The organism is Sphingosinicella sp. (assembly GCF_041916975.1).
Taxonomy (GTDB): Bacteria; Pseudomonadota; Alphaproteobacteria; order Sphingomonadales; family Sphingomonadaceae; genus Sphingosinicella.
Genome location: NZ_JAYRYK010000001.1, coordinates 3,672,315 through 3,696,719, shown reverse-complemented (window position 1 = coordinate 3,696,719; position 24,405 = coordinate 3,672,315). Strand labels below are relative to the sequence as shown.

Here is a 24,405-nt window from a genome sequence, read left to right as displayed (position 1 = left end):
TTGGAGCCGGATGGAACCGCGATCAGACCGCGCGCGCGAAAGCTGTCGGCTGGACTCCCGCGGGCATGTACAGCCCCCGGTTCTGCCAATCGGGCACGAAGGCGTCGCTGACTCCGAGTACGGTTTCGGCCGCGCCCAGCACGAGGCGCCCGTCAGGGCTCAGCTGCCGATGAATGCGCCCGAGAACCTCCTGCTTGCACGCGTGCGCGAGGTACATGAGCACGTTGCGGCACAGGATGATGTCGAACGGTGCGCCCAGCGACCACGGCCCGAGCAGGTTGAGCGGCTGGAAGCGCACCTTGGCGCGAATCTCCGGGCTCAGCGCCCAGTGCTCGCCGGTCTTCTCGAAATGCGCCATCAGGCGGTGGATGCTGAGCCCTCGCTGCACCTCGAACTGCGAATAGAGCCCGCTCCGCGCCCGCGTGATCGCGCGGCGAGAGATATCGGTGCCGACGATGTCGATCGTCCAGCCCTCCCAGCTTTCGCGGTCTTCCGCGAAAAGCATCGCCACCGAATAGGGCTCCTGCCCCGTCGATGCCGCCGCACTCCAGATGCGGATGCGGCGCGACGCCGCCCGCGCGGCGCGGAGCTGCGGCAGGATACGCTCCTTCAGCAGATCGAACGGCTGGATATCCCGGAAGAAGAACGTCTCGTTGTTCAGCATCGCCTCGACGAGGTCGGTCGCGAGCGCCTCCCCGATCCCGTCACGGGCGAGGCGCTGCAGGAACTCGGAGACGGTCACGAAGCCATGCACGCGCGCCAGCGGCCCCAGCCGCGATTCGACGAGATAGGTCTTCGTCCGCGCCAGCTCGATCCCCGCACGCGCGCGAAGCAGCGACGAGAGACAGTCGAATCCGGCGTCGGGGGCCGTCATCGTCCCGCCTCCAGCAGGCAGCCGATCGCCGAGGCGAGCCCACTCACCGGCAGCATTTCGGCGGCAAGACCGGCCTTCACGACCGCGCCCGGCATTCCCCACACGACCGAACTCGCCTGATCCTGCGCGAGCATCGTGCCGCCCGCCGCAACGACAGCGCGCGCGCCGTCGAGACCGTCCGATCCCATACCCGTCAGCATCACGCCGAGCGTCGCGGCGCCCCACACGCTCGCCGCCGTGCGCAGCATCGGATTGACCGAGGGACGGCAGAAATTCTCGGGCGCTGCATCCGTCAGCCGCAGCCGCACCACGCCGCCCACGCGCACCACCTCCATGTGCCGCCCGCCCGGCGCCACGTAAACGACCCCCGGCTGCAGGGCCATCCGGTCCGCTGCCTCGAACGCCTGCACGCCGCCGCGCCGCGCCATGTGCTCGGCAAGGACCGCGGTAAAGGTCGGCGGCATGTGCTGCGTCACGATGATGGGCACGCGCACGGGCTTGGGCAGCTGCTCGATCAGCTCGAACAGCGCATTGGGCCCGCCCGTCGAGGCACCGATCGCGATCGCTCGCGGGATGGCGCGCGAAGGCTCCGCCCGCGCATAAGGTGCCGGTGCACTCGCGGGCACGCGGCGCGGCATCGCCTGCGGCCGCTCGATCTCGCCGAGCGCACGCACCTTGCGTACGAACTCGTCGCGGAATTCGGGCCCGGCGGCGGTCGCCCACCCGCTGCGCGGCTTCGCGATCGCATCGGTCGCGCCGAGGTTCAGCGCCTCGAACGTCACACGCGCACCGCGCGTCGTCAGCGTGGAGGCCATGAGGATGCGTGCACCGGGCGCGGCTTCCACGAGCTGTGGAAGTGCCGCGATCCCGTCCATGCCGGGCATCTCGACATCGAGAACGATCACGTCGACCGGATGCGCCTTGGCTGCCGCAATGGCGTCGGCGCCGTTCGCTGCGGTAGCGACCACCCGGATGGCGGGATCGTCGTGGAGCCACTGCGCCATCAGCGCACGGCTGACGCCCGAATCGTCGACGAGAAGAACGCGCACCGAAGGCGAGGCCGAAGCCGATGTCGGTGCGATCGGAGCAGACGCCCTGTTCATGGCTCGGAGCCCCGAGCGCCTAAAGCGCGCCGACCTGTGCGAGCTTGGCTTCGATCACATCCCGGTCGAAGGGCTTCATGATATATTCGTCCGCGCCCGCATCGATCGCGGCGCGGATGTGCGCCATATCGTTTTCGGTGGTGCAGAAGACGACGACGGGCCGCTTGCCCTCCTGCTCGGAGCGCAGCACCGAAAGAAACTCCATCCCGCTCATCACGGGCATGTTCCAGTCGAGCAGGATCACGTCCGGCATCGCCTGGCGGCACTGTTCGAGCGCATCGCGCCCGTCCGCCGCTTCCTCGGTCGCAAAGCTCAGATCCTCAAGGATGCGGCGCGCAACCTTGCGGATGACCTTGGAGTCGTCGACGATGAGACACGATTTCATCACAGGCTCTCGCACGGAGGGTTACGCCAATTGTTTCATGCCGTGGAAATCTTGCATTCGCGTTAAGCCGCGGCCGCAAGGTCGGCATCCATGATCGCCCGCACGCTGGCGAGCACCATCAACACATCCAGTTTCACGATACCGTCCGAAACCTGCTGCCAGCGGCGGTCGAGCGTCGGCGGATTGGGCTCGATCTGCTCGGGATCGACATCGATCACGTCGCCGACATCGTCGACGATGAGGCCATAGGGCTCGCCCTGATGCTCGACCACGACACACATCGATCCCGCACGGTCCTGCCGCGGCGAAAGGCCGAAGCGCGCCCGAAGGTCGATCGCGGTAACGATGCGGCCGCGCAGGTTCATCACCCCGGCGATCCAGCGCGGCGCCAGCGGCACCGGGCTCACGGCGCCAAGCCGGATGACGTCCTGAACCTGCGCGACGTCGATGCCGAGCAGCTGGCCGCCGAGCACGACCGAGACGAGTTTCGCCGGAATCATGCGGCTTCTCCGTTGAGCTGGCGTGCGACCGCATCGAGCAGCCGGGACCGGTCGAACTTGGCGACATACTGGTCGAAGCCCGCCGCCTCACCCTGACGGACATGCTCCTCCCCCGCGAGCGAGGACAGCGCGACAAGCGGCGTTTCGCGCCAGCGGTCGTCACCGCGCACGGCGCGCGCGAAATCGACGCCCGAAAGGCCGGGCATCTCGATATCGGAGAGGATCAGGTCGAAACGCTCGCCGGTCTCGCGCAGCGCAAGCGCCTCGTCCGCGCTCGCCGCCGTCATCGCGCGGTAGCCGGCGGAGGCGAGCAGCGGTTTCAGCATGTTGCGAAAAAAGGCGCTGTCGTCGACGATCAGCACCCGGCGCCCGCCTTTGTCCTCAGCCGCGACGGCAGCACTGCCCGCCCGCGAAAGATAGTGCGCGACATCCAGAATTTCCGTCGCCCGGCCCGCGATAACGGCGGTGCCGATCCGCGCCGGAAGATCGCTCGTCATGCAGATGTCGATATGCGTGTCGACGATATCCAGCACCTCGTCGACCATCAGCGCCGCGATGGTACTGCCGTCGTCGAAGATCAGCGTGGGCTGGCGACCGTCCGCACGCGGCGTCAGAGTGCCGTCGACCGCGAGCAGCGGTACCAGAGCATCGCGATATTGCACGACCGGGCGGCCTTCGCTCCATTCGACTGCAGCGGCATCGAACTCCTCGAGCCGCGCCACGAGCGAGAGCGGCACAGCCTTGGGATGTGGGCTGCCCGCGCGGAACAGCAGCATCGCGTCGGTTTCCTGGGCGGCCTCGCGTACCGGCGTCTCAAGCGCATCGCTTGCATCGCTTTCTCCAGCGATTCCAAGGCTTGCGGCAATTCCGTTCGCATCGAGGATCATGATCACGGCGCCGTCGCCGAGAATGGCGTTCCCCGAATAGACGCTCAGCGTCTTCAGGATCGGCGCCACCGGCTTCACCACGACCTCCTCGGTATCGAAGATGTTGTCGACGATCAGCCCGAAGCTGATGTTCCCGGCGCGCGCGATCAGCACGTAGTCGCCCCCGCCGCGGCCATTGCCGATGCCGAGCAGCGTGCCGAGGTGGATCAGCGGCAGCAGCCGGCCGCGCAGGCGCATCACGGCGGCGTTGTTCACATATTCGACGACATGCTCGCTGTTCGCGCCCACGCGCACCAGCTCGACAACCGCCATCTGCGGCACCGCGAAGCGTTGGCCGCCCGATGCCACGATCAGCGCGGGCAGGATCGCGAGCGTCAGCGGAATGCGGATCGTGAACTGCGTGCCTTTGCCCGCGGTCGATTCAATGTCGATCGCCCCGCCGATTTTCTCGATGTTCGCGCGCACCACGTCCATCCCGACGCCGCGCCCGGATACCGAAGTCACCTGCTCGGCGGTCGAAAGCCCCGGATGAAACACCAGCCGCTGCGCCTGCAGCGCGGAAAGCTGCGCCGCGTCGGTTTCCGTCACGAGTCGCAGCGCAACGGCCTTCGCCTTCAGCCGGGCGACATCGATGCCGCGCCCATTGTCGGCGAGTGTGATGACGATGTGTCCGCCTTCCTGCGCCGCCTTCAGCACGATGCGGCCGCGCGCATCCTTGCCCGCGGCCTTGCGCTGTTCGGCCGTCTCGATGCCGTGGTCGGCCGCGTTCCGCACCATGTGCGCGAGCGGGTCCTTGATGAGTTCGAGCAGTTGCCGGTCGAGTTCGGTTTCGCCGCCCTGCATGTCGAGTTCGATGGGCTTGCCGAGTTCGACCGAAAGGCTCCGCACCAGCCGCGGCAGCGCGCTCCATGCGTTGCTGATCGGCTGCATACGCGTGCGCATCACGCTTTCCTGAAGCTCGCCGACCTGCGCCGACAGCCGCTGCAGCGGCACGGCGAGGCGGTCGTCCTTCAGCGTCCTGAGGTGTTGCAGCAACTCGTTCCGCGTCAGCACAAGCTCCGAAACCGTAGTCATCAGCTGTTCGAGCAGCGCGACCGAAACGCGGATCGACTGGATGCCCCGGCCCGCTCCCACATCCGGCTCCGCCGCGATGACCGGCTCGGGCGCCAGCTCCACTTTCGGCGCTTCGGGGACCGCGATGGCGGCGTTCAGGCGTGCGATCTGGGCCTCGTCGTCCCCTGCCGGCTCCTTGCCCGACGCTTCGAGCGCCGCAAGGATCACCTTGATGCCGTCGATTGCCGCCAGCGTCTCGCTGACCACGGCAGGCGACACTGCGGCCTGCCCGTCGCGGACCTTGCCGAGCACGGTTTCGGCGGCGTGCGCCAGCCGTTCGAGGCGCGGCAGATTGAGGAAGCCGCACGTGCCCTTGATAGTATGCACCAGCCGGAAGATGTTGTTCAGCACGTCGCGGTTGCCGGGATCGCGCTCGAACAGCACGATCTCATTGTCCACGGTTTGCAGATTTTCGGCCGTTTCGGTCAGAAAATCGCCAAGCAACTCGTCCATTTTCCATCCCGGTCTGTGCGCGCCGCGCCACCTTGACCGGAAGTGGTTAATGCCGCGCTAAACCGCGAGACGCGTTCCAAAAACGAGAACGCCTTCGTCGGGCTCGGAAATCTGCAGGCTGCTGCCGGTTTCCTTGAGCAGCAGATGGACGAGGTACGCCGCCGCCGCGCGGGGCGTGAGCTGGGCGACGGGGGTTTCACCACCAAGCGCGGCGCGAAGCTCGGGGTCGAGCAGCATTCGCGGGCCTTCCGCGCGCACCGCAAGCTCCACGCCTTCGCCCGTCTGTTCGGCCGCGACGCGCAGTTCGCCGCCGCGCAGCAGCGCGTCGCCGGCGATCATCGCGAGGTTGAGCAGCAGCTTCACCGCATCCTTGGGCAGCGCCGGGTTTCCGATCATCCACTGCACCGCCACGCGGCGTTCCGCGCCGAACAGGCCTTCCAGTGCCGCCTGCGCCTCACGCGTGTCGACCTGGTCGCCGAAGCCGCCCGCCGCGCCGAAGGCGAGCCGGAAGAATTTCAGTTTGTTGGCGGTCTGCCGTGCGCTGTCGGAGAGCAGCTCCATGCAGCGGGCGCGCATTTCGGGGTCGTGCTCGTCGACGAGCAGCTCGACGCCGTTATAGAGCGCGCCGACGGGTCCGACGAGATCATGGCAAAGCCGGGAGCACAACAGGCTCGCGAAATCGGCCGAATTCATTCTTTTTGCCGCTCCCTCCGGGATATTTCTTCCCGCCTAACCCCTCGCAAGCCGACGCGCAAGCGTTCAAGATGCGGCGGATTCATCCGAAGAAGCCTCGATAATCCGCACGCCCATCGCAGAGGTTCGGCCATCTGCAAGTTGTGTCAGCTCGAATTCGACGCATTGACCGTCCTCAAGCGCGGAGATGTTCGATTGATGCAGAGCCGAAACATGCACGAATACATCGCGCGTGCCGACATCGGGCCTGATGAAACCGAAGCCCTTCTTGCGATTGAACCATTTGACTTCACCGCGCGCCAACGCCTGCCCCTCAGATTTCTTTAATGTCCACCGCTTCGAACCGCCCATGTATGGGGCCGTTTGCGACGACACGGTAGGCTTTTTCGCCGTCCTGCCCAAGGATCAGCCACGCCCAGCCCATGTCGTGCGCCCGCTTGGCATCGAGGCGCGATGGAAACGCGGGTGCATCCGGGTGCGAATGGTAGCAGCCAAGCAAAGGCAGCCCCCCGCTCCGCGCACCGCGATGCGCCGTGAAGAGCACTGCGGGGTCGATCTCGAAGTGCCGCAGCCGTTCGTCCGCGACGTTCGGGGCCGCGAGGCTGCTTTCGACGCAGCCGTCCCGCCCCAGCAAGAGCCCGCACGCTTCTTCGGGTGCCCGCGCGGCGCAATCGGCGCGAATTTCCGCAAGCGTCTGCCTTGCAATTCGAAGCATCATGCCAACATCGCTATCCAATGAGCGGGGGCAAGTCGAACATAAGCGTCATCCTTCCGGCCGCGGCCGCCGGGCAGCGGCTCGACCGCGCGCTCGCCGATGCCCTGCCGACCCTGTCGCGCGAGCGGCTGAAGGCGTTGATGCTGGAAGGCGCGGTCACGCTCGCGGGGAAGCGCCCCACGCCCTCCCTCCGCGTCGTCGGCGGCGAAGAGGTAAGCGTCTCGGTTCCCGAGGCAGCGCCCGCCACCGCCGAGGCCCAGCAGATCCCCCTCAGTATCGTCTACGAAGACGCCGACCTCATCGTCGTCGACAAGCCCGCGGGCCTCGTCGTCCATCCGGCCGCGGGCAACCCTGACGGCACGCTCGTGAACGCCCTCCTACACCACTGCGCCGGCGGGCTCTCCGGCATCGGCGGCGTCGCCCGCCCCGGCATCGTCCACCGCATCGACAAAGACACCTCCGGGCTCCTCGTCGTCGCCAAAACCGACCTCGCCCACGAAGGCCTCGCCAAACAGTTCGCCACGCACAGTATCGGTCGTCGCTATCTTGCCGTCGTCGCCGGTCGACCCTCACCCCCCGCCGGTCGAATAGAAGGCGCGATCGGACGCCATCCGGTGCACCGAAAAAAAATGGACATCGTATCCCCCGGCAAGGGCAAGCACGCGGTCACGCACTACCGCACGCTCCAGCCGCTCAAGGACGCCGCGCTCGTCGAATGCCGGCTCGAAACAGGCCGCACGCACCAGGTGCGCGTTCATATGGCGTCAAGCGGACATCCGTTATTGGGGGATCCACTCTATGGGCGCACACGCGCAAGTCACCGCGATCTCCTTAAATCGCTCGGGTTCGGCAGGCAGGCGCTCCATGCCCGCTCGCTGCAACTTGTGCATCCGCGCACCCAAGAAAATCTCGCTTTCGAAAGCCCCGTCCCGTCTGATATTCAGGAACTCATAGAGGCGCTTGCCGTTTGAATCCCGCGCGCCCCACCCAGATACCCGCAGAAATCCTGCCTTCACCGAAAGTCGCAGCCATGGCCGAAGCCAAAGTCCCCGCCACCATTCCCGCCCTCGGCGGCGAAGCCTCGCTCAACCGCTATCTCTCGGAAATCCGCAAGTTTCCGATCCTCGCCCCCGAGGAGGAGTTCATGCTGGCGAAGCGCTGGCGCGAGCATCAGGACACGGACGCCGCCCACCGGCTGGTGACAAGCCACCTGCGCCTCGTTTCCAAGATCGCCATGGGCTACCGCGGCTACGGCCTGCCGGTGAGCGAACTCATTGCAGAGGGCAACATCGGCCTGATGCAAGGCGTCAAGAAGTTCGAGCCCGACAAGGGCTTCCGCCTCGCGACCTATGCCATGTGGTGGATCAGGGCCTCCATCCAGGAGTTCATCCTGCGCTCGTGGAGCCTCGTGAAGATCGGCACCACGGCGGCGCAGAAGAAGCTGTTCTTCAACCTGCGCCGCATGAAGAGCCAGATCGGCGCGCTGGAGGAAGGCGACCTCAGGCCCGAGGTCGTCGAGAAGATCGCGCACGACCTCAACGTCACGGCCGAGGAGGTCATCTCGATGAATCGCCGCATGGCGATGGGCGGCGACGCCAGCCTCAATGCGCCGCTTCGCGCCGATACCGACGGCGAAGGGCAGTGGCAGGACTGGCTGACCGACGAAGGCCCGATCCAGGACGAGATCGTCGCCGAGCGCGAGGAAAGCAGCCTCCGCGCCGCGCTGCTCGCAGAGGCGATGGCCGTGCTCAACGAGCGCGAGCGGCATATCCTCACCGAGCGCCGCCTCGCCGAGGAGCCGAAGACGCTCGAGGAGCTAAGCCAAGAATACGACATCAGCCGCGAACGCGTCCGCCAAATCGAGGTGCGCGCATTCGAGAAGCTGCAAAAGGCGATCCGCAAGCTCGCAACCGAGCGCCACCTGCTCGAAGACGCTTGAAGCAGAGCCTGACGACGGGCTAGACCGCCCGTGTGGAGGGCAAGTCACGATCGCGAAAACCATCATGGGTGGTCCGGTTCATCGTCCGGCCGCTGCTCTACGTGATTGCCTTCACGCTCGTCTGGGTTATGCTCTATGGCTTCGTGCCTGTGCCTTTCACCGTGCCGATGGCGAAGGACTTCATCGCCGGGAAGGACGTGAAGCGCGACTGGACGTCCTTCTCGAATATCGATCCTGATCTGCCCCGCGCGGTCATCGCGGGCGAGGACGGCAAGTTCTGCTCGCACTTCGGCTTCGATGCCGAGGCGATCACCAACGCGGTCGAAGCGAACATGAAGGGCCGGAAGCTGCGCGGCGGCTCCACCGTAAGCCAGCAAGTCGCAAAGAACGCGTTTCTGTGGCCGGGACGCTCGTGGCTCCGCAAAGGGCTGGAGGCGTATTTCACTGTCCTCATCGAGTTGATGTGGGACAAGAAGCGCATCATGGAAGTCTATCTGAACGTTGCTGAATTCGGCATCGGCGTTTACGGCGCCGAAGCGGCGGCACAGCATTATTTCGACAAGAGCGCGAAGTCGCTGACCCGGCGCGAGGCGGCACGCCTTGTCGCCGTTCTCCCCTCGCCCATCAAGCGCGACGCCCGCAATCCGCGCGGTTACACGGCGCGCTATGCAAAGCGCATCGAGCGGTGGACGCGCGTGGTGGACAACGAAGGGTTTGATGCCTGCCTCGGCATTTAGAAGCCGACAGAAGGTTACGAAAGTTATCCCCAGACAGCGTGTTTCTCGGGCGGGTATCGGTCGTTTCGGTACGCGGCGCGCCGCGCTTCAAAGAGCGGCGGACCATCTTGCACGGGAACTCCTATTCCTGAAGCCCCTTTATGCGCGCCGCAGCAACCTGCCGATAAACGTCCCGTCCGCAAGAATTTCGTGCGCGGCATTGTGCCCCGGTGCGCCAGTGACGCCGCCGCCCGGATGCGTGCCCGCACCGCACATGTAGAGGCCCTTGAGCGGCCCCCTGTACGCGCCATGCCCCAGCATCGGCCGCGCCGACCAAAGCTGGTCGAGCGACATGTGACCGTGCATGATGTCCCCGCCGACGAGCCCGAACTTGCGTTCGAGATCGAGCGGCGAATGTATCTGCCGCGCGATCACCGTGCTCTTGAAGCCGGGCGCATAGGCCTCGACCGTATCGATGATGACATCCGCCGCAGTTTCACGCTCATCGTCCCAGCTTCTTCCGTCTGGAAGCTCAGGCGCGAACTGCTGGCAGAACAGGCTCGCAACGTGTTGACCCGGAGGCGCGAGGCTGTCGTCGACGATCGAGGGGATAAGCATTTCCACAATGGGACGCTTCGACATGCCGTACTGCTTCGCATCGAGGAAGGCGCGGTCCATGTAGTCGAGCGTCGGCGCGATGATGATGCCGCTCTGCAGGTGCTCGCCTGGCTCCGGCAGGCTCGAAAAGCGCGGCAGTTCTGACAGCGCCACGTTCATGCGGAACGTACCTGATCCCGCCTTGAAGGCGCGGATGCGGCGCGCGAAGTCCGCCGGAAGGTCCGACGCGTCGATCATGCGATCGTAAAGGAGCTTTGGCCCCACGTTGGCGATCACGCGCTCCGCCGCGACCTCTTCGCCGCCGACAAGGCGCACGCCGACGGCCTTGCCGCCGTCCACCAGCACCTTTTCGACCGGGCTTTCGAGGCTGATCTCGACGCCGAGGTCGCGGCAGACCTTCGCCATGATCTCGGTGATCTTGCCCATGCCGCCGACGCTGTGGCCCCACGCGCCCTTCTTGCCGTTCACTTCGCCGAACACGTGGTGGAGCAGCACGTAGGCCGAGCCGGGCGTATCGGGCGAGGCATAGTTGCCGACGACCGCATCGAAACCGAACGCGGCTTTCACCGCTTCGCTTTCAAACCACCCGTCAAGGAACGTTCGCGCCGACTTCACGAACAGGTCGAGCACGTCGCGCTGCTTTTCCACGGGCAGCCCCGCAAGACGGCGGCCCTGACGCGCGGCGTCGATCAGCGTCTTTACGCCGTCGCCGACGTTGGGCGGCGCCTTCAGCGACAGGTCGCGCAGCACGTCCGCGACGGTTTCGAGCGCGTCGTAATATTGGGGCAGCACGTCCGCGTCGTGGTTCGAGAACTTGCGGAATTCCTGCTGCGTCCGCTCCAGCCCGCCGCCGAGCAGCAGGTAGCGCCCGTCGTCCTGCGGCAGGAAGTTCGAAAACGGCCGCTCGATCACGCGGTAGCCATGGTCGGCGAGCCGCATGTCGGCGATCACCTTGGGATTGAGCAGGCTGACCGTGTAGCTCGCCACAGAGTTGCGGAAGCCGGGGTGGAACTCCTCAGTGACGGCGGCGCCGCCGATCACGTCGCGGCGTTCGAGAACCCGCACCTTCAGCCCCGCACGCGCGAGATAGAAGGCGCAGACAAGGCCGTTGTGGCCGCCGCCGATGATCACGGCGTCATAGCGTTTGGTCATGGCAGAAACCCCTATGTCTTTGTTTTTTTGTGTTTTCAGATGGCGGCGTGCGGACGCCGGCTCCAGCCCGGCGGCGGCGAACGGTGCTCGCGCGCTTCCGGGATCAGGTTCCGGACCTTGCGGCAGAAGTTGCGGAGCGCGACTTCGGTTTCCGCGAGCGGTCCCACGGTGAAGCTTTCGGATGCCATGCCATCCTGCACGCGGTTGATGAGCCACGTATCCTCTGCGTTCACCTGCCGGTTGATGCGCCAGTTGAGGTAGCGCGCCGCCTTCATCTCGCGGCGATCATCGGGCACGGCATAGCTGATCTCGCGGATCAGCGTTTCGGTCGGGGAGACCGGCAGCCACTGCATGAAATCAACCTGATCGGGGTAGATGTCGAAGGCGACGTTCGGCCACAGTTTGAAATAGGTCCACAGCTTCTGCCGCTCTTCGGGCAGGTGCGGCACGTGCGGCAGGTATTTCTGGTATGCCTGCTCGGACGGATTGTTCGACAGGCGATCACGGATCGGCCCCCACATCTTGTCGACGTTTTCCTGCGCCTCGACGCCGTAGCCGCTGCCCATCAGCCGCGTGAGGCCGGGGTGGGCGACGGGGATGTGCAGCCCGTCCGAATAATTGTCGCCCACGTTTTTCCAGTTCACCCTGCGCGGGCGCAGCGTCACGCGGCCAAACGCCTTCAGCTCCTCGAAGCGGTACGGTTCGACCTCGTGGTCATAAGGCGCGATCATATCGGCGACCGAAGGACCGCCATCGTTTTCGAGCCGGACGAAAATGAAGCCGCGCCAGATCTCGAGGGCGACGGGCACGAGCCCGTGCTTCGACTGATCGAGCCCCGGATAGGTTTGCTTCAGCGGCACCCCGACGAGCTTGCCTTCAAGGTCGAACGACCACGCATGATACGGGCAGGTTAGCTTCTTCGCGACCGCACAGCCCGAGGGCCCGTCGACCAGACGCGAACCACGGTGGCGGCAGACGTTGGTGAAGGCGCGGACCTTCTGGTCCTGCCCGCGCACGACGATGATGCTTTCGCCCAGATACTCGAGCGTGTGGTAATCGCCGACGTTCGGCACATCCGAAAGATGGCACACGACCTGCCACGACGGGCGCATGACGCGGCGCATTTCGACCTCGAAGAACTCCAGGTCCGAATAGGTCCACGCCGGCAGGCTCCAGCCCGCGTCGGGGTCCACGTCCGCATGTGCCGCCCTCGTCGCCATTCCGCCTCCACTTTATATTGGACATATGTATAACAGAGTGACGTTTCTGGCAAGCCCCATCAGAGAGGCTGCGCGAGCGGTATCCGGCGGCGCAGCGCGGTGAGCAGCACGACCGCCTGCACCCCGTAAAGCCCCGCCAGCCACAACGGCAGGCCGCGCGGTGTCACTTCCATCAGCGCCGCTGCGGCGGACGGCCCTACCATCGCCCCCACGGCATAGGCGAAGACGAGGCCGCTGCCGATTTCCACGCGCTCTTCCCGGCTGGCGCTATCGTTGCCGAGCGCAACCAGCAGGCCGTAGAGCGGCAGCAGGCAGCCGCCGAGCACGAAACCTCCGGCGAGCGCCACCACAAAACCGGGCCGGGCCGGAAGTCCAAGAGCACATCCAGCGATCACTGTCCCCACGGCGCCGAGCAGGATCGCGCGCCGCCGGTCGATCCGATCCGACAGCCAGCCGAGCGGCCACTGCGCGAGCGCCGCGCCCATCAGGATCGCCGTCATGAAGGTAGAAACCTCGGGCACGCTCATCCCGTTCCGCTGTGCGTAAATCGGTGCGAGCGCGTACAGCGACGCTTCGCCGAGACCATAGATCACGCAGCCCGCCACCGCCGCGGGTGCAGCGCGGATCACGCGCAGCGGCCGCAACCGTCCTGCCGCGGGCGGCACAGCCCCCACCGGCGTCCGCAACCGCACGACCGCGCCGAGCGCGACCACGCCCGACGCCACGACGAACGGCGCCCATCCGCCAACGCCGAGCAGGCCGACCACGAACTGCCCGATAATCAAGGCCGCCTTGCTGGCGATCATGTAGAGCGAGAGAAGGCGGCCGCGCCCGGCGTTATCGACCTCGGCGTTCAGGCCGGCTTCGGCGAGAATGTAAAGCAGCGCGAAGCCGGTGCCGGAGACGAAGCGGATCGCCGCCCATGCCGCGGGTTGCGGGAACAGGGGCAGTACGATGATGCCGCCGAGCGCGAGGAGCGCGGCAATAGCGAAGGCGCGGCCGCTCCCCAGCCTGCGCACCAGTGGCGGGGCGAGCCATGGGCCGATGAGGAAGCCCATATAATAGATGCCAGCGATCCAACCGATATGATGCGGGGTGAAGCCGAGGCCGGTCGCGTACAGCGGCACCAGCGTCGTCATGACGCCGATGGCGATGAGGGCGAGTGATATGCTTGCGATGAGACCCGCGATGATCATCCGCGAATTCCTATTTGACGCATGTATAATAGTCCAGCAGGATACGCGCGGACAGGGAGGGACGGATGACGATTCTGCAACGGATTTCTTGCGCGCTGCTCGCGGCCGGGCTGCTCGCCGCGCCCGTGCTGGCTGAAACCTCTTACGTGCGCGCCGGGCGCATGATCGACACCGAAAGCGGCAAGGTCCTCTCCGACCGGCTAATCCGCATCGAGGACGGACGCATCGCCGCCGTTACGCCTTACGCGCCGCCGCCCGAAAGCGCGGCAGTGCTCGACTGGTCCGGCTTCACCGTCCTCCCCGGCCTCATCGACATGCACACGCACCTCTCCGACTGGGGCCAGACAAACAACGTCGCCGAGCCGCTGCTACACTCGGCGGAGGACATCGCGCTCGTCGGCGCGCGGAATGCGCGCGACACGCTGAACGCGGGCTTCACCAGCGTGCGCGACGTCGGCACGTTCCGCGCCTTCGGTGACGTCTCGCTGAGGAACGCGATCGAGGCGGGGTATATCGAAGGCCCGCGCATGGCGGTGGCGGGCGCGTACATCACCGTGCCCGGCGGCGGCGGCGAGGTGACGGGCATGGCGCCCGACGTGGAGATCCCGGAGATCATGCGCATGGGCGTCGCGGCCGGGCCGGACGACGTGAAATCGAAATCGCGAATGCTCTTCCAGCGCGGCGCCGACTTCCTGAAGCTGATCGCGACGGGCGCAGTGCTCGCGGCGGGTACGGAACCGGGGGCGCCGGAGATGACCGAGGCCGAGGTCCGCGCCGCCGTCGACGAAGCGGCCCGCTACAAGAGCTATGCTACCGCGCACGCGCACGGCGCCGAGGGCATCAAGATCGCCCTGAATGGCGGTGTCCGCTCGATCGAACACGCCTCGCTGATCGACGACGAGGCCATCCAGCTCGCAAAGAAGAAAGGCGCTTGGCTGGTGATGGACGTCTACAACGGCGACTTCATCGACGAGATGGGCAAGGCCGAGCACTGGCCCGAAGAGATCATGCGCAAGAATTTCGAAACGACGGACGCGCAGCGCATCGGCTTCCGCAAGGCCGTCGCGGCGGGCGTCAAGATCGCCTACGGCACCGATGCGGGCGTCTTCCCGCACGGGCTCAACGCCCGCCAGTTCAAATACATGGTGCGCTACGGCATGACGCCGATGCAGGCGATCCAGTCCGCCACCACGAGCGCGGCGGCGCTGATGGGGAAATCCGCGGACGTCGGCACCATCGCGCCGGGGCGCTATGCCGACATGGTCGCCGTCGCCGCCGATCCGCTGGCGGACATCAGCGCACTCGAACGTGTCGATCACGTGATGAAGGGCGGCAAGCTCATTCGCTGATCACGCCGAAGGCCCGAAACCTTCCTCCCCCCGCCGCGTTGATGCGGCGAGCGGGCACGACATGGAGGGTTTCATGGAAGACCGGAAATCGAACCTGAAGCTGGAAGGCGAAGGCAGCTACGAAGGCGCGCGCAAATATCAGGACGCGCAGCACGCATTTGCAAAATCCGGCAAGGTGGATGCCAAGGCGCGCGAGGCCGCGAAAGCGGTGGACGGCGCCGAAGGCCCCGAACTCGAAGCCGCGCGCCGTGCGGCCGCCAAGGGCAAGACCGCCTGACACGCAGGAGACTTACCTCATGGAATATGGACTTATCGGCCTCCTCATCCTGGCGCTCGACATCTGGGCGGTGATCAGCGTGTGGGGCAGCGGCGCGACGACCGGCGCGAAGGTCGCATGGACGATCGGCATCATCGTGTTCCCGCTGATCGGCCTCGTGGTGTGGTTCCTCGCAGGTCCGCGCGGAAACCGCGTGACGGCGCTTTAACCGAAATCCCGGCCCACCACGTCTCGCATCTCCGGGCCGATGATGGCCATGTGGCCGTAGTTCGGATGATCGATCCCGAAGATCGCCGTGCCGCGGCCACTCCGCCATTCCGCGATCTGCTCCTGCGTAAACGGGAAATGCAGGAAGTGGACGGAAGACGCCTTGCCATCCTCCCGGCTACGCTCGACGTCGCCCTCGGGCACCGCCGCGATGCGCGCTTCGCCGAGGTGCAGGTAGATATGATCCTCGACCCCGGCGAGGCGCCCGAGAATGGAGGCGCGCAGCTTGGGGTCGTCAATCTCGAACATCAAGGTCACGGTCAGTTCGCGGCCGTTCGGGATCATCGGATTATAGGCGGCCAGCTCGTCCGGGAGCTGCCCTGCCCCGCCACGCTCGATATAAAGCATTTCATGGATTTGCAGCCACATACTGTCATACGACTCGAAGAAAACCGTCACGTGCGGCCCAACCGAAAGACGGCGTTTTTTCTTCGTCTCGACATGCCCCAGCCGCAGCGCCTTCCGCTGCTCGCCGTAGGCGCGCATGTCCATGATGTCGGCGGGTTCGATGACACGGGTTTCGCGGGACATGGAGCGTCTTTCCTCTAAAGCCCGTAGGCTTTGGCAAGCAGTTCGATCGGATGCGGCACCTGCTGCGGAACGCTCTCCCCGCCCTCGCGCTCCATCACCTGCTTGAGGTGCGGCCCGGCGAGCGGGCATTCCGAAACCATGAAGGCCGCATTCGTCTTCAGCATGGCGCGGCCCGCCGGCTTGCCGACCTTGAGCGCAGTGGCGAAATTCGTCTTGAACATTCCCCACTTGCCGCCATGCCCGGAGCAGCGCTCGACGACGCCCACCTTCGCTTCCGGGATCAGCCGCAGCATCTCGGCGCCCTTCTGCCCCATGTTCTGCGCGCGGCTGTGGCACGGAAGATGGATCGCGATATCGCCGCCGAGCGGCTGCATCCCGGGCGCGAGCCCTTCCTTTTTCGCAATATCGACCACGTACTCGGTGATATCGAACGTCGCCCCGGCCAGCTTCGCGACCAGCGGATCGCCGGGCAGGATGAGCGGCCATTCGAACTTCAGCATCAGCGCGCACGAGGGCGTCACCGCCACGACATCGAAGCCTTCGTCGATCAGCGGCGCGAAGGCGGCCGCAACCGTCCGCGCCTGTTCGGCGACCGCTGCAAGGTCACCGTTCTCAAGCTTCGGCATCCCGCAGCAGCCGGGATAGACGATGCGCGTTTCGACGCCGTTCGCCTTCAGCACCTTCACCGCCGCCTCGCCCGGCCCCGGCATGTTCCAGTTCGCAAAACACGTCGCATAGAGCGCCGCCTTGCGCCCCACGGCAGGTGCCGACGCATCCACATCGATCCGGTCGAGATCGCCGCGGCGGTCGAGCGGCGTATCCGCGAACGGCGGCAGCCACGCCTCGCGGTCGATGCCCGCCGTCTTTTCCATCACCGTGCGCGTCAGGCCGTTTCCGGCGTCCGTAGCCCAATTGGCGAGCGGCGACAGGAAGCTCGCGAGCTTGCCGTTGCGATCAGTCTTCGCGAACTCCGCGTCGGCGAGGTGCGTTTGGCCGTGCCGGTGCTCGACGGCGCGCGCACGCAGCATCAGGTGCGGCACGTCGAGCGCCCATTCGTGCGGCGGCACGTAAGGGCACTTCGTCATGAAGCACATGTCGCAGAGCGTGCAGGCGTCCACGACCGCCTTATAGTCGGTCTTGGGGTCCAGACCGTCGATCTCGCCGCTTGGCGATTCGTCGATCAGGTCGAACAGGATCGGGAAGCTGTCGCACAGGTTGAAGCAGCGGCGGCAGCCGTGACAGATATCGAACACGCGCGTCAGCTCGGCTTCGAGCTGCGCCTCGTCATAATAGTCCGGGTTTTCCCAATCGATCGGATGGCGCGTCGGCGCCTCCAGACTGCCCTCACGCATCGGTGTTCCCCAACGATTCTGGCTTCAAGAGCATGGATATGCCTCTGAAAGCGTCCGGTCGGACGCACGGCGCGAATTCCCACACGAAACACGTGTCCGCCTGTCTCCCGAGACGGAAACGGGAACTGATGCCGTGCGTCCGAACGGACGCTCGCAGCGCTGATTTCAAAGAGGCTACGGGAGGGGCGGTTCCGGTCCCTGGGACCCGCCCCTCGCCTCCCACAGCGGACACTCTTGCCGCTCTTGCCCTCTCAGGCGTCGAGCGTGTCGAGTGTCTTTTGAAACTTGCCGGCGTGGCTCTTTTCAGCCTTCGCGAGCGTCTCGAACCAGTCGGAGATCTCGTCGAAGCCCTCATCGCGCGCGGTGCGCGCCATGCCGGGGTACATATCGGTATATTCGTGCGTCTCACCCGCGATCGCCGACTTCAGGTTGTCGGACGTCGTGCCGATGGCGAGGCCCGTTGCCGGGTCGCCCACCTCTTCGAGATATTCGAGGTGGCCGTGCGCATGGCCCGTTTCGCCTTCCGCCGTCGAGCGGAACACCGCGGCTACATCGTTGTAGCCTTCGACGTCTGCCTTCTGCGCGAAATAAAGATAGCGGCGGTTCGCCTGGCTCTCACCCGCGAAAGCAGCCTTCAGATTGTCTTCGGTCTTCGTGCCCTTGAGGCCCATGATCCCTCTCCTTCCCCAGTGATCGATCGCGAAAACCGGCCGGGCGCGGACGCAGGCCTGATTTCAGCATCAAGGCTATCGGTGGCCACCCGCAACCGCCAACGCATTTTCTGCGTGAGGCTGATCGACCGGATCAATAAATAGCGCACGACTTATCAGGGTAATGCAAATCATTCGCAGCAATTCGGCAACGCCCCCGAACTGCAATATGGCGTGCAAAAAAGCTTCATATCAATCGCATAGCGCCGTCACACGCCGCGCCTAGGCCTCCCGCCGCCAACCGCGTTTACCGCACCAATGGGGGATTTCATGCGTTCGACTTGCGCCGTGTTGCTGGCCGCCAGCAGCCTTTTCGTGCTTTCCACTTCCGCTTTCGCGCAGACGGGCGAAGCCGCCGCCGATACCGCTGCGCTCGATGAAGAGATCGTCGTGTTCGGCTCCGGCCAGACGCGGCAGGTGCAGGAACTCGATGCGGCCGATATCGCGCTGCTCGCGCCCGGCACGAGCCCGCTGAAGTCGATCGAGAAGCTGCCTTCGGTGAACTTCCAGTCGGCAGACGCCTTCGGCGCCTATGAATGGTCGCAGCGGCTTTCGATCCGCGGCTTCAACCAGAACCAGCTCGGCTTCACGCTCGATGGCATTCCGCTTGGCGACCACAGCTACGGCAACGTGAACGGCCTTCACGTCAACCGCGCGATCAGCCCCGAGAACCTCGGCCTCACGCGCGTTTCGCAGGGCTCGGGCGGGCTCGGCACGCAGGCGACGAACAACCTTGGCGGTACGGTGGAGTTCCTCTCGCGCGCGCCGGCCCGGGATTTCGGCCTCGACGTTTCCGGGAGCTACGGCACCGAGAACACGATCCGCGCCTTCGCCCGCCTCGAAAGCGGCGAGATCGGCGGCACCGAGGGCACGGGCGCCTACATCTCCTATGGCTATCTCGGGATGGACAAGTGGAAGGGCGTGGGCGAGCAGCGTCATCACATGCTGAACGCCAAGGCGGTCGCCGCGCTCGGCGACGCGCGCGTCACCGGCACCTTCAGCTTCTCCGACCGGCGCGAGAACGACTATCAGGACATGTCGAAGGAGATGATCGGTCGCCTCGGCTACGACTGGGACAATATCTCGGGCGACTACCGCCTCGCCGTCCAGCTCGCTGATGCCTATTGGGCCGAGGGCGCTCTGCCCGCACCGTTCGCGACCATCGACGACGCCTATTTCGATGCCGCCGGTCTTCGTAAGGACTATCTCGCCGCGATCGGCGTCGAGGCGCCGGTCGGCGAGACGGTCACCGTCGCGCTCAAGGGCTACTGGCACAACAACCACGGCCAGGGCATCTGGTATACGCCCTATGTGCAGACGCCGGGCGGGGCGCCGCTCTCGATCCGCACAACCGAATACGACATCGATCGCAAGGGCCTGTTCGGCAGCGTTACCGGCGAAATCGCCTTCAACGAAATCACCGTGGGCGGCTGGTACGAGAAGAACGACTTCCAGCAGGCGCGGCGCTTCTATGGGCTCACCGATCGGCTGAGCCCGTCGCGGAATTCACTCGATTTCCAGAAGAACCCGTTCTTCACGCAGTGGGAATCGGATTTCGACACCGAGACGTTCCAGTATCATGTCGAAGACCGCATCACGCTCGGCGCGGCCACGATCACGCTCGGCTGGAAGGGCTTCAAGGTGACGAATACGGCGACGCCGATCGTCGTCAGCACCTTCGCGCAGGGCAAGATCAAGGCCGAGGACTGGTTCCAGCCGCACGCGGGCTTCGCCTATGAGATCAACGATTACCTGGAGATGTTCGGCGGCTTCACGCAGGTCGCGCGCGCCTTCACGGCATCGTCCACGGGCGGGCCTTTCGGCACCACGCAGGCCGGTTTCGATGCCATTAAGGGCACGCTGAAGCCCGAGGAATCAGACACGTACGAAGCCGGTGTCCGCTTCCGCGGCAGCAGCTTCAACGGCGTCGTCGGCGCCTATTACGTGAACTTCCGCAACCGCCTGCTCGGCTTCTCCACCGGCGCCGGCATCATCGGCAACCCGTCCGTCCTCCAAAACGTCGGCTCGGTCCGCTCCTACGGCCTTGAAGCGGCGGGTGAGGTGAAGCTCGGCGCGGGCTTCAAGCTCTTCGCCTCGTACAGCTACAACGACTCGACCTATCAGGACGATGTCGTGAACGCGGAAGGAACGCTGATCGCGGCGACCGACGGGAAGACCACGGTCGACTCGCCCAAGCACCTCGCCAAGGGCGAACTCAGCTACGACGGCGAACTGTTCTTCGGACGCATCGGCGTGAACTACATGTCGAAGCGCTACTACAGCTACGAGAACGACGTCTCGGTCGGCGCGCGCGCGATCGTCGACGCCAGCATCGGCTGGCGCATCGCGGAAGGCTATGAGCTGCAAGTGAGCGGCACCAACCTTCTTGACAAGAAGTACGTGTCGACCGTTGGCACCAACGGCTTCAGCAACCGCGGCGACTCGCAGACGCTGATGATCGGCGCGCCGCGTCAGGTGTTCGCGACGCTGAAAGCCGCGTTCTGATGACAGGCGTCAGTCGCCGCGATGTGATGGCCGGGGGCGTGGCGCTTGCCGCGCTCCCCACCGTCGCGCTCGCCGGTGAAACCGCGCTCAGCCGCATAGCGTTCGGCTCGTGCGCGCATCAGGACAAGCCGCAACCGATCTGGGATCGGGTCGATGCGTTCGACCCGCAGCTGTTCCTGTTCCTCGGCGACAATATCTACGGCGACACACGCGACATGGCCGTACTGCGCGCCAAGTACGCGAAGCTGGCCGCAAAGCCCGGCTTCCAGCGCCTGCGCCGCAAGACGCCCTGCCTCGCGATCTGGGACGATCACGACTACGGCGAGAACGACGCCGGGCGCGAATATCCGATGAAGCAGGCGTCGAAGGACATCTTCCTCGATTTCTGGATGGAGCCGAAGACGAGCCCGCGTCGCAGCCGGGCGGGCAATTACACGAGCACGATCATCGGCCCCGATGGGCGACGCGTGCAGATCATCATGCCCGACAACCGCTGGTTCCGCTCCGGCCTTCTCGGCATCACCGAGGAGCCGAAGGACCGCGGGCCGTATCTGGCGAACAGCGACCCCGCCGCGACCATGCTCGGCGCCGAGCAGTGGGACTGGCTGGAGGCGGAATTCAAGAAGCCTGCAGAGCTACGCATCTTCGCATCCTCGACACAGGTGCTCGCCGACGCGCCGGGCTACGAAGCGTGGATCAACTATCAGGCCGATCACCAGCGCCTGCTGGATCTCATCGACTTTGCCGACGTGAACGGCCTCATCATGATTTCGGGCGACACGCATTATGCGGAACTTTCCCGGCTCACCGAGGGCGTGCCCTACCCGCTTTACGATCTCACGTCGTCGGGGCTCACCGAAGTCTGGCCGTTTCTCGGCCCGAACCGCCTGCGTGTAGGCGAGGGGTTCATGGGCCAGAACTACGGGCGCATCCTCATCGACTGGGAGCAGCGCGATCCCGAAATCCGGCTTGAGGTGGAAAGTATCGAAGGTCAGATCGTGCTCGCGGAAACAGTGCGGCTTTCGGCGCTACAGGTCTGACCCCTCAATCTTCGCGCCGAGGAAGACCAGGCGAACAAAGGTGCGATAAAGCAGGATTTGCTCTGACAGGAGGCGCGGCTGATCCAGCACGCGCGAAAGGATGATGCCGCCGTCCGCCAGTGCCGAGAGCATATCGGCAAGGTGGGAGAGATTGACGTCGGCGCGCGGCGGATATCGCTCGGCGATCTCCTCGAGGGCCGTAAGGAAACGGCTTCGCCAGCCGAGCACTGCCGTGGCATTGAGCCCGCGCACCTCGGTGTTGAACTGCTTGTCGTGATAGGCAACCGCTGCAACCATGCAGCCCGGGTGCGCGGTTTCCAGTTCGGCCATCATCTCGGCGAAGAGCTTCAGGCCGATCAGGAAACCATGCAGCGGATCGTCGGAGAGATCCCGACCGCGCGCAAAGATCGCGTCGAGCTTGGCGTTGTCGTCATGAATAAACCGCTCAAGCAACGCTTTCGCGAGGTCGGTCTTGTCGCGAAAATGATAGAAAAATCCGCTCTTGGTGATGTCGGCCGCGGCAATAATCTCGTCGATCGACGTGTTGGAAAACCCTTTGGCCAGCACGGAGGCTTCCGCAATCTCCAGAATGCGGTCGCGCGTCGCTTCCCCGCGCGTCATGCCCTTGCGGGACGATATCGTCATCGGCGCATTCATCCGCTCCCTATGCCCGATTTCAGAACCCGCGTTTACCATACCAATGGTACAGTTTCCTATATTTTCGCGGTGATACACCCCGCGCGGGACAAACGGCGCCTGTAAAACAAGCCGCTGATCTCAAAAGAAATATCAAAGGATCAGTATTTGAGTACCGCTTGCCTTCTGGAGAGTGCTCCGACTTTGGCCGATGTTCAACCGCGACACGCCGACGGACGGCCCACGGAGACCATTGTCATGTACAACACTTTCAAAACATTGCCGCAGCTTGGCGATCGCCTTTTCCTTACCGACGGCGGCCTTGAAACCACGCTGATCTTCCACGACGGCCTAGAGTTGCCGCATTTCGCTGCATTCGACCTCATGCGCACACAGGAAGGCCGCAGGACGCTCCACGCTTACTACCTTCGCTATCTGGAGATTGCGCAGGCGAACGGCGCCGGTTTCATCCTCGAAAGCCCGACGTGGCGGGCAAGCCCCGACTGGGGGGCGCTTCTCGGCTACTCGGAGGCAGCACTCGCCGAGAGCAACCGCGAGTCGATCGCACTGATGCACGAACTCAAGTCCGCATATGCGAGTGACCGGATGCCCGTCATCGTCAGCGGCTGCATTGGTCCGCGCGGCGACGGTTACGTCGCAGATGCAATCATGAGCGCTGACGCGGCCCGCGATTATCACGCCTTTCAGGCCGGCATTTTCGCCGAAGCGGGCGCCGACATGGTGACGGCGATCACCATGACTAATACGCCCGAGGCCATCGGCATAGCACGCGCTGCAGAAGCTGCCGGACTTCCCGCCGCGCTATCGTTCACGCTGGAGACGGACGGCTGCCTGCCCACCGGTCAATCACTGGCCGAGGCGATCAACGCCGTCGATGATGCGACAGGGGGCTTTCCCGCCTATTACATGATCAACTGCGCCCATCCCGATCACTTCTCAGCCATGCTGAAAACAGGCGGCGACTGGACGCGGCGCGTGCGCGGACTTCGCACCAACGCATCGCGGATGAGTCACGCCGAGTTGAACGAGGCGCCCGAACTCGATGATGGCAACCCCGACGAGCTCGGAGCGCAGAATGCTGCGCTGCTGCGAGCGCTCCCTGCACTCACCGTGCTTGGGGGCTGCTGCGGCACCGATCACCGTCATGTCGGCGCCATGTGCGCCCACGCACTCGCGGCGTAATCGGAAACCTGCACCGGTCCCCACCCTCGCACCGGTGCCGCTTGCCGATGATCGCCCGAACCGCGGCGGCGCGGGACCGTCCCCTCCCCGCCCGCGCCGCCGCTCCATGCTTGCTCTCCCACAGCAAAGGAAAACCCATCATGCGTTTCGTCAGGTTCTTCATCATTGCCGGCATCATGAGCTTTGCTACGCTCGGCGGCGCCACTTCGGTGTTTGCTACCGCCGCAGAGTGCAAGATCGCACCGCTTCGCCCCCACGAAGCAGGTCGCGTCAAGTCGCCGCGTCGGATTTGCAAGGCAGCGCAAACCGCAACCGTGGCAAAAAAGCCGGTCATTGTCGCGGTGCGGCTCCCCGGCCGGCTGCGCTAGAGCGTGTGGGGATTCAGCCTTGGGCCGTCGCCTTCCGCGCGGCCTCCGCGCGTTTCGCGGCGGCGTAGTCCTCGCTTGCGGTCTCGATCGGGCGCAGGGCTTCGAACTTCACGAGCAGCGCGGCGCGCAGGCGCTCGATCTCGTCTTCGAGCCGTGCAAGCTCCCGCGCGAGACGGAGCATCTCGGATCGGCGCACGGCCGCGTCGGGGCTGACATCGAACGGAGGATCCGCCGCCCGTGCCTCCCGCTCCCGGCGCAGCGTCGCGTCGGCATCGACGATCGCCCCGGCGAAAACCGAAAGCTGCGCTTCAGCACCGACGAGCGCGTGGCGGATATCGTCCAGTTCGTTGCGCCTCAGCCTGCGGTCATCATCATACGGCGTCTTCACAGCGCGCACCCCCGCAGTTCCGCGCGGAGCATGACTGCGTCTTCAGGGATCGATGGGTGTTGGCAGCGCATGGGGCCAGTATGCCCGTGCGTGGTTAATGTCGCCTTGCTGCGGAGATTCCATAACTGATTCAAAACGAAACAAACCGTGACTCAAGTGCCACAGGAACAATTCAAACCGCGAGCACGTTAACTTTTACGCGGCGTTAACCTTTG

Annotated in this window: 26 protein-coding genes; 10 read left to right on the top strand and 16 right to left on the bottom strand. The window is 65.1% G+C overall.

All coding sequences use genetic code 11. From position 1 onward, the window contains the following. Positions 1–22 precede the first annotated feature (22 nt). The 8 genes from ACE3TJ_RS17320 to ACE3TJ_RS17285 all read right to left on the bottom strand — a co-directional run bounded on the left by ACE3TJ_RS17320 (position 23) and on the right by ACE3TJ_RS17285 (position 6,726). Positions 23–874, bottom strand: a complete 852-nt coding sequence (locus ACE3TJ_RS17320; protein ID WP_374598404.1) for a protein-glutamate O-methyltransferase CheR — start codon at positions 872–874, stop codon at positions 23–25. Then, entirely contained in the window at positions 871–1,977 is a 1,107-nt protein-coding gene (cheB, locus tag ACE3TJ_RS17315; RefSeq protein ID WP_374598402.1) for a chemotaxis-specific protein-glutamate methyltransferase CheB, read from the bottom strand. Before cheB ends, ACE3TJ_RS17320 begins: the two co-directional genes overlap by 4 nt. Before the next feature lie 19 nt (positions 1,978–1,996). Further along, positions 1,997–2,362, bottom strand: coding sequence for a PleD family two-component system response regulator (locus ACE3TJ_RS17310; protein ID WP_374598400.1), 366 nt, complete (start codon positions 2,360–2,362; stop codon positions 1,997–1,999). A 62-nt stretch (positions 2,363–2,424) separates the two neighbouring features. Beyond that, on the bottom strand, positions 2,425–2,862 hold the full coding sequence (locus ACE3TJ_RS17305) for a chemotaxis protein CheW (RefSeq protein WP_374598398.1): 438 nt from the start codon (positions 2,860–2,862) through the stop codon (positions 2,425–2,427). Beyond that, positions 2,859–5,315 (bottom strand): chemotaxis protein CheW, encoded by a 2,457-nt coding sequence (locus tag ACE3TJ_RS17300; RefSeq protein ID WP_374598396.1) that lies wholly within the window; start codon positions 5,313–5,315, stop codon positions 2,859–2,861. The genes ACE3TJ_RS17305 and ACE3TJ_RS17300 overlap by 4 nt, the downstream gene beginning before the upstream one ends. Before the next feature lie 57 nt (positions 5,316–5,372). After that, positions 5,373–6,008 carry a histidine phosphotransferase family protein gene (locus tag ACE3TJ_RS17295; protein WP_374598394.1) on the bottom strand — a complete coding sequence of 212 codons (636 nt, stop codon included), beginning with the start codon at positions 6,006–6,008 and terminating at the stop codon, positions 5,373–5,375. A gap of 66 nt (positions 6,009–6,074) precedes the next feature. Next, entirely contained in the window at positions 6,075–6,311 is a 237-nt protein-coding gene (locus tag ACE3TJ_RS17290) for a cold-shock protein (RefSeq protein ID WP_374598392.1), read from the bottom strand. Positions 6,312–6,321: 10 nt separating this feature from the next. Beyond that, a complete protein-coding gene (locus ACE3TJ_RS17285; protein WP_374598390.1) occupies positions 6,322–6,726 on the bottom strand; it encodes a Mov34/MPN/PAD-1 family protein in 405 nt (134 codons plus the stop codon). Positions 6,727–6,743: 17 nt separating this feature from the next. Between ACE3TJ_RS17285 and ACE3TJ_RS17280 the strand changes: the two genes are divergently transcribed. The 3 genes from ACE3TJ_RS17280 to mtgA all read left to right on the top strand — a co-directional run bounded on the left by ACE3TJ_RS17280 (position 6,744) and on the right by mtgA (position 9,399). Beyond that, positions 6,744–7,694: an RluA family pseudouridine synthase gene (locus ACE3TJ_RS17280; protein WP_374598388.1), complete on the top strand. Its 951-nt coding sequence runs from the start codon at positions 6,744–6,746 to the stop codon at positions 7,692–7,694. Between the two features lie 59 nt (positions 7,695–7,753). Continuing rightward, positions 7,754–8,662: an RNA polymerase sigma factor RpoH gene (gene rpoH, locus ACE3TJ_RS17275; protein ID WP_374598386.1), complete on the top strand. Its 909-nt coding sequence runs from the start codon at positions 7,754–7,756 to the stop codon at positions 8,660–8,662. A 68-nt stretch (positions 8,663–8,730) separates the two neighbouring features. Continuing rightward, entirely contained in the window at positions 8,731–9,399 is a 669-nt protein-coding gene (gene mtgA, locus ACE3TJ_RS17270) for a monofunctional biosynthetic peptidoglycan transglycosylase (protein ID WP_374598384.1), read from the top strand. Positions 9,400–9,537: 138 nt separating this feature from the next. Here the strand turns inward: mtgA and ACE3TJ_RS17265 are convergent, their stop codons facing one another. From ACE3TJ_RS17265 to ACE3TJ_RS17255, 3 genes are read right to left on the bottom strand one after another with little or no spacing between them, the layout of a single operon-like run. Continuing rightward, the gene (locus ACE3TJ_RS17265; protein ID WP_374598382.1) at positions 9,538–11,148 is read right to left on the bottom strand and encodes a phytoene desaturase family protein; all 1,611 of its coding nucleotides are present in this window, start codon (positions 11,146–11,148) and stop codon (positions 9,538–9,540) included. A 35-nt stretch (positions 11,149–11,183) separates the two neighbouring features. Beyond that, positions 11,184–12,368 (bottom strand): aromatic ring-hydroxylating dioxygenase subunit alpha, encoded by a 1,185-nt coding sequence (locus ACE3TJ_RS17260; RefSeq protein WP_374598380.1) that lies wholly within the window; start codon positions 12,366–12,368, stop codon positions 11,184–11,186. Positions 12,369–12,427: 59 nt separating this feature from the next. Beyond that, positions 12,428–13,564 (bottom strand): MFS transporter, encoded by a 1,137-nt coding sequence (locus ACE3TJ_RS17255; RefSeq protein WP_374598378.1) that lies wholly within the window; start codon positions 13,562–13,564, stop codon positions 12,428–12,430. A 65-nt stretch (positions 13,565–13,629) separates the two neighbouring features. On the opposite strand from ACE3TJ_RS17255, the gene ACE3TJ_RS17250 reads away from it, so the two are divergent. The 3 genes from ACE3TJ_RS17250 to ACE3TJ_RS17240 all read left to right on the top strand — a co-directional run bounded on the left by ACE3TJ_RS17250 (position 13,630) and on the right by ACE3TJ_RS17240 (position 15,398). Then, entirely contained in the window at positions 13,630–14,913 is a 1,284-nt protein-coding gene (locus ACE3TJ_RS17250) for an amidohydrolase family protein (RefSeq protein WP_374598376.1), read from the top strand. A gap of 73 nt (positions 14,914–14,986) precedes the next feature. After that, positions 14,987–15,190, top strand: a complete 204-nt coding sequence (locus tag ACE3TJ_RS17245; RefSeq protein WP_374598374.1) for a hypothetical protein — start codon at positions 14,987–14,989, stop codon at positions 15,188–15,190. A gap of 19 nt (positions 15,191–15,209) precedes the next feature. Then, a complete protein-coding gene (locus ACE3TJ_RS17240) occupies positions 15,210–15,398 on the top strand; it encodes a PLD nuclease N-terminal domain-containing protein (RefSeq protein ID WP_374598372.1) in 189 nt (62 codons plus the stop codon). Here ACE3TJ_RS17240 and ACE3TJ_RS17235 read toward each other — a convergent pair. From ACE3TJ_RS17235 to ACE3TJ_RS17225, 3 genes are all read right to left on the bottom strand, one after another. After that, positions 15,395–15,988 carry a DUF3501 family protein gene (locus tag ACE3TJ_RS17235; RefSeq protein WP_374598370.1) on the bottom strand — a complete coding sequence of 198 codons (594 nt, stop codon included), beginning with the start codon at positions 15,986–15,988 and terminating at the stop codon, positions 15,395–15,397. The two genes, ACE3TJ_RS17240 and ACE3TJ_RS17235, sit on opposite strands and share 4 nt — an antisense overlap. A gap of 14 nt (positions 15,989–16,002) precedes the next feature. Beyond that, a complete protein-coding gene (locus ACE3TJ_RS17230; RefSeq protein ID WP_374598367.1) occupies positions 16,003–17,340 on the bottom strand; it encodes a heterodisulfide reductase-related iron-sulfur binding cluster in 1,338 nt (445 codons plus the stop codon). 251 nt (positions 17,341–17,591) lie between these two features. Beyond that, positions 17,592–18,011, bottom strand: a complete 420-nt coding sequence (locus ACE3TJ_RS17225; RefSeq protein WP_374598365.1) for a rubrerythrin family protein — start codon at positions 18,009–18,011, stop codon at positions 17,592–17,594. A 309-nt stretch (positions 18,012–18,320) separates the two neighbouring features. On the opposite strand from ACE3TJ_RS17225, the gene ACE3TJ_RS17220 reads away from it, so the two are divergent. Continuing rightward, on the top strand, positions 18,321–20,555 hold the full coding sequence (locus ACE3TJ_RS17220) for a TonB-dependent receptor (protein ID WP_374598363.1): 2,235 nt from the start codon (positions 18,321–18,323) through the stop codon (positions 20,553–20,555). After that, on the top strand, positions 20,555–21,595 hold the full coding sequence (locus ACE3TJ_RS17215) for an alkaline phosphatase D family protein (RefSeq protein ID WP_374598361.1): 1,041 nt from the start codon (positions 20,555–20,557) through the stop codon (positions 21,593–21,595). The genes ACE3TJ_RS17220 and ACE3TJ_RS17215 overlap by 1 nt, the downstream gene beginning before the upstream one ends. Here ACE3TJ_RS17215 and ACE3TJ_RS17210 read toward each other — a convergent pair. Beyond that, on the bottom strand, positions 21,584–22,252 hold the full coding sequence (locus tag ACE3TJ_RS17210) for a TetR/AcrR family transcriptional regulator (protein ID WP_374598359.1): 669 nt from the start codon (positions 22,250–22,252) through the stop codon (positions 21,584–21,586). The genes ACE3TJ_RS17215 and ACE3TJ_RS17210 overlap by 12 nt on opposite strands. Positions 22,253–22,489: 237 nt before the next feature. Here ACE3TJ_RS17210 and ACE3TJ_RS17205 point away from each other — a divergent pair, with 237 nt between their 5' ends. Next, entirely contained in the window at positions 22,490–23,434 is a 945-nt protein-coding gene (locus ACE3TJ_RS17205) for a homocysteine S-methyltransferase family protein (protein ID WP_374598357.1), read from the top strand. A gap of 140 nt (positions 23,435–23,574) precedes the next feature. Further along, the gene (locus tag ACE3TJ_RS17200) at positions 23,575–23,802 is read left to right on the top strand and encodes a hypothetical protein (RefSeq protein ID WP_374598355.1); all 228 of its coding nucleotides are present in this window, start codon (positions 23,575–23,577) and stop codon (positions 23,800–23,802) included. 13 nt (positions 23,803–23,815) lie between these two features. Here the strand turns inward: ACE3TJ_RS17200 and ACE3TJ_RS17195 are convergent, their stop codons facing one another. Next, complete coding sequence (locus ACE3TJ_RS17195; protein ID WP_374598353.1) at positions 23,816–24,190, bottom strand: hypothetical protein; 375 nt, start codon at positions 24,188–24,190, stop codon at positions 23,816–23,818. Positions 24,191–24,405 lie beyond the last annotated feature (215 nt).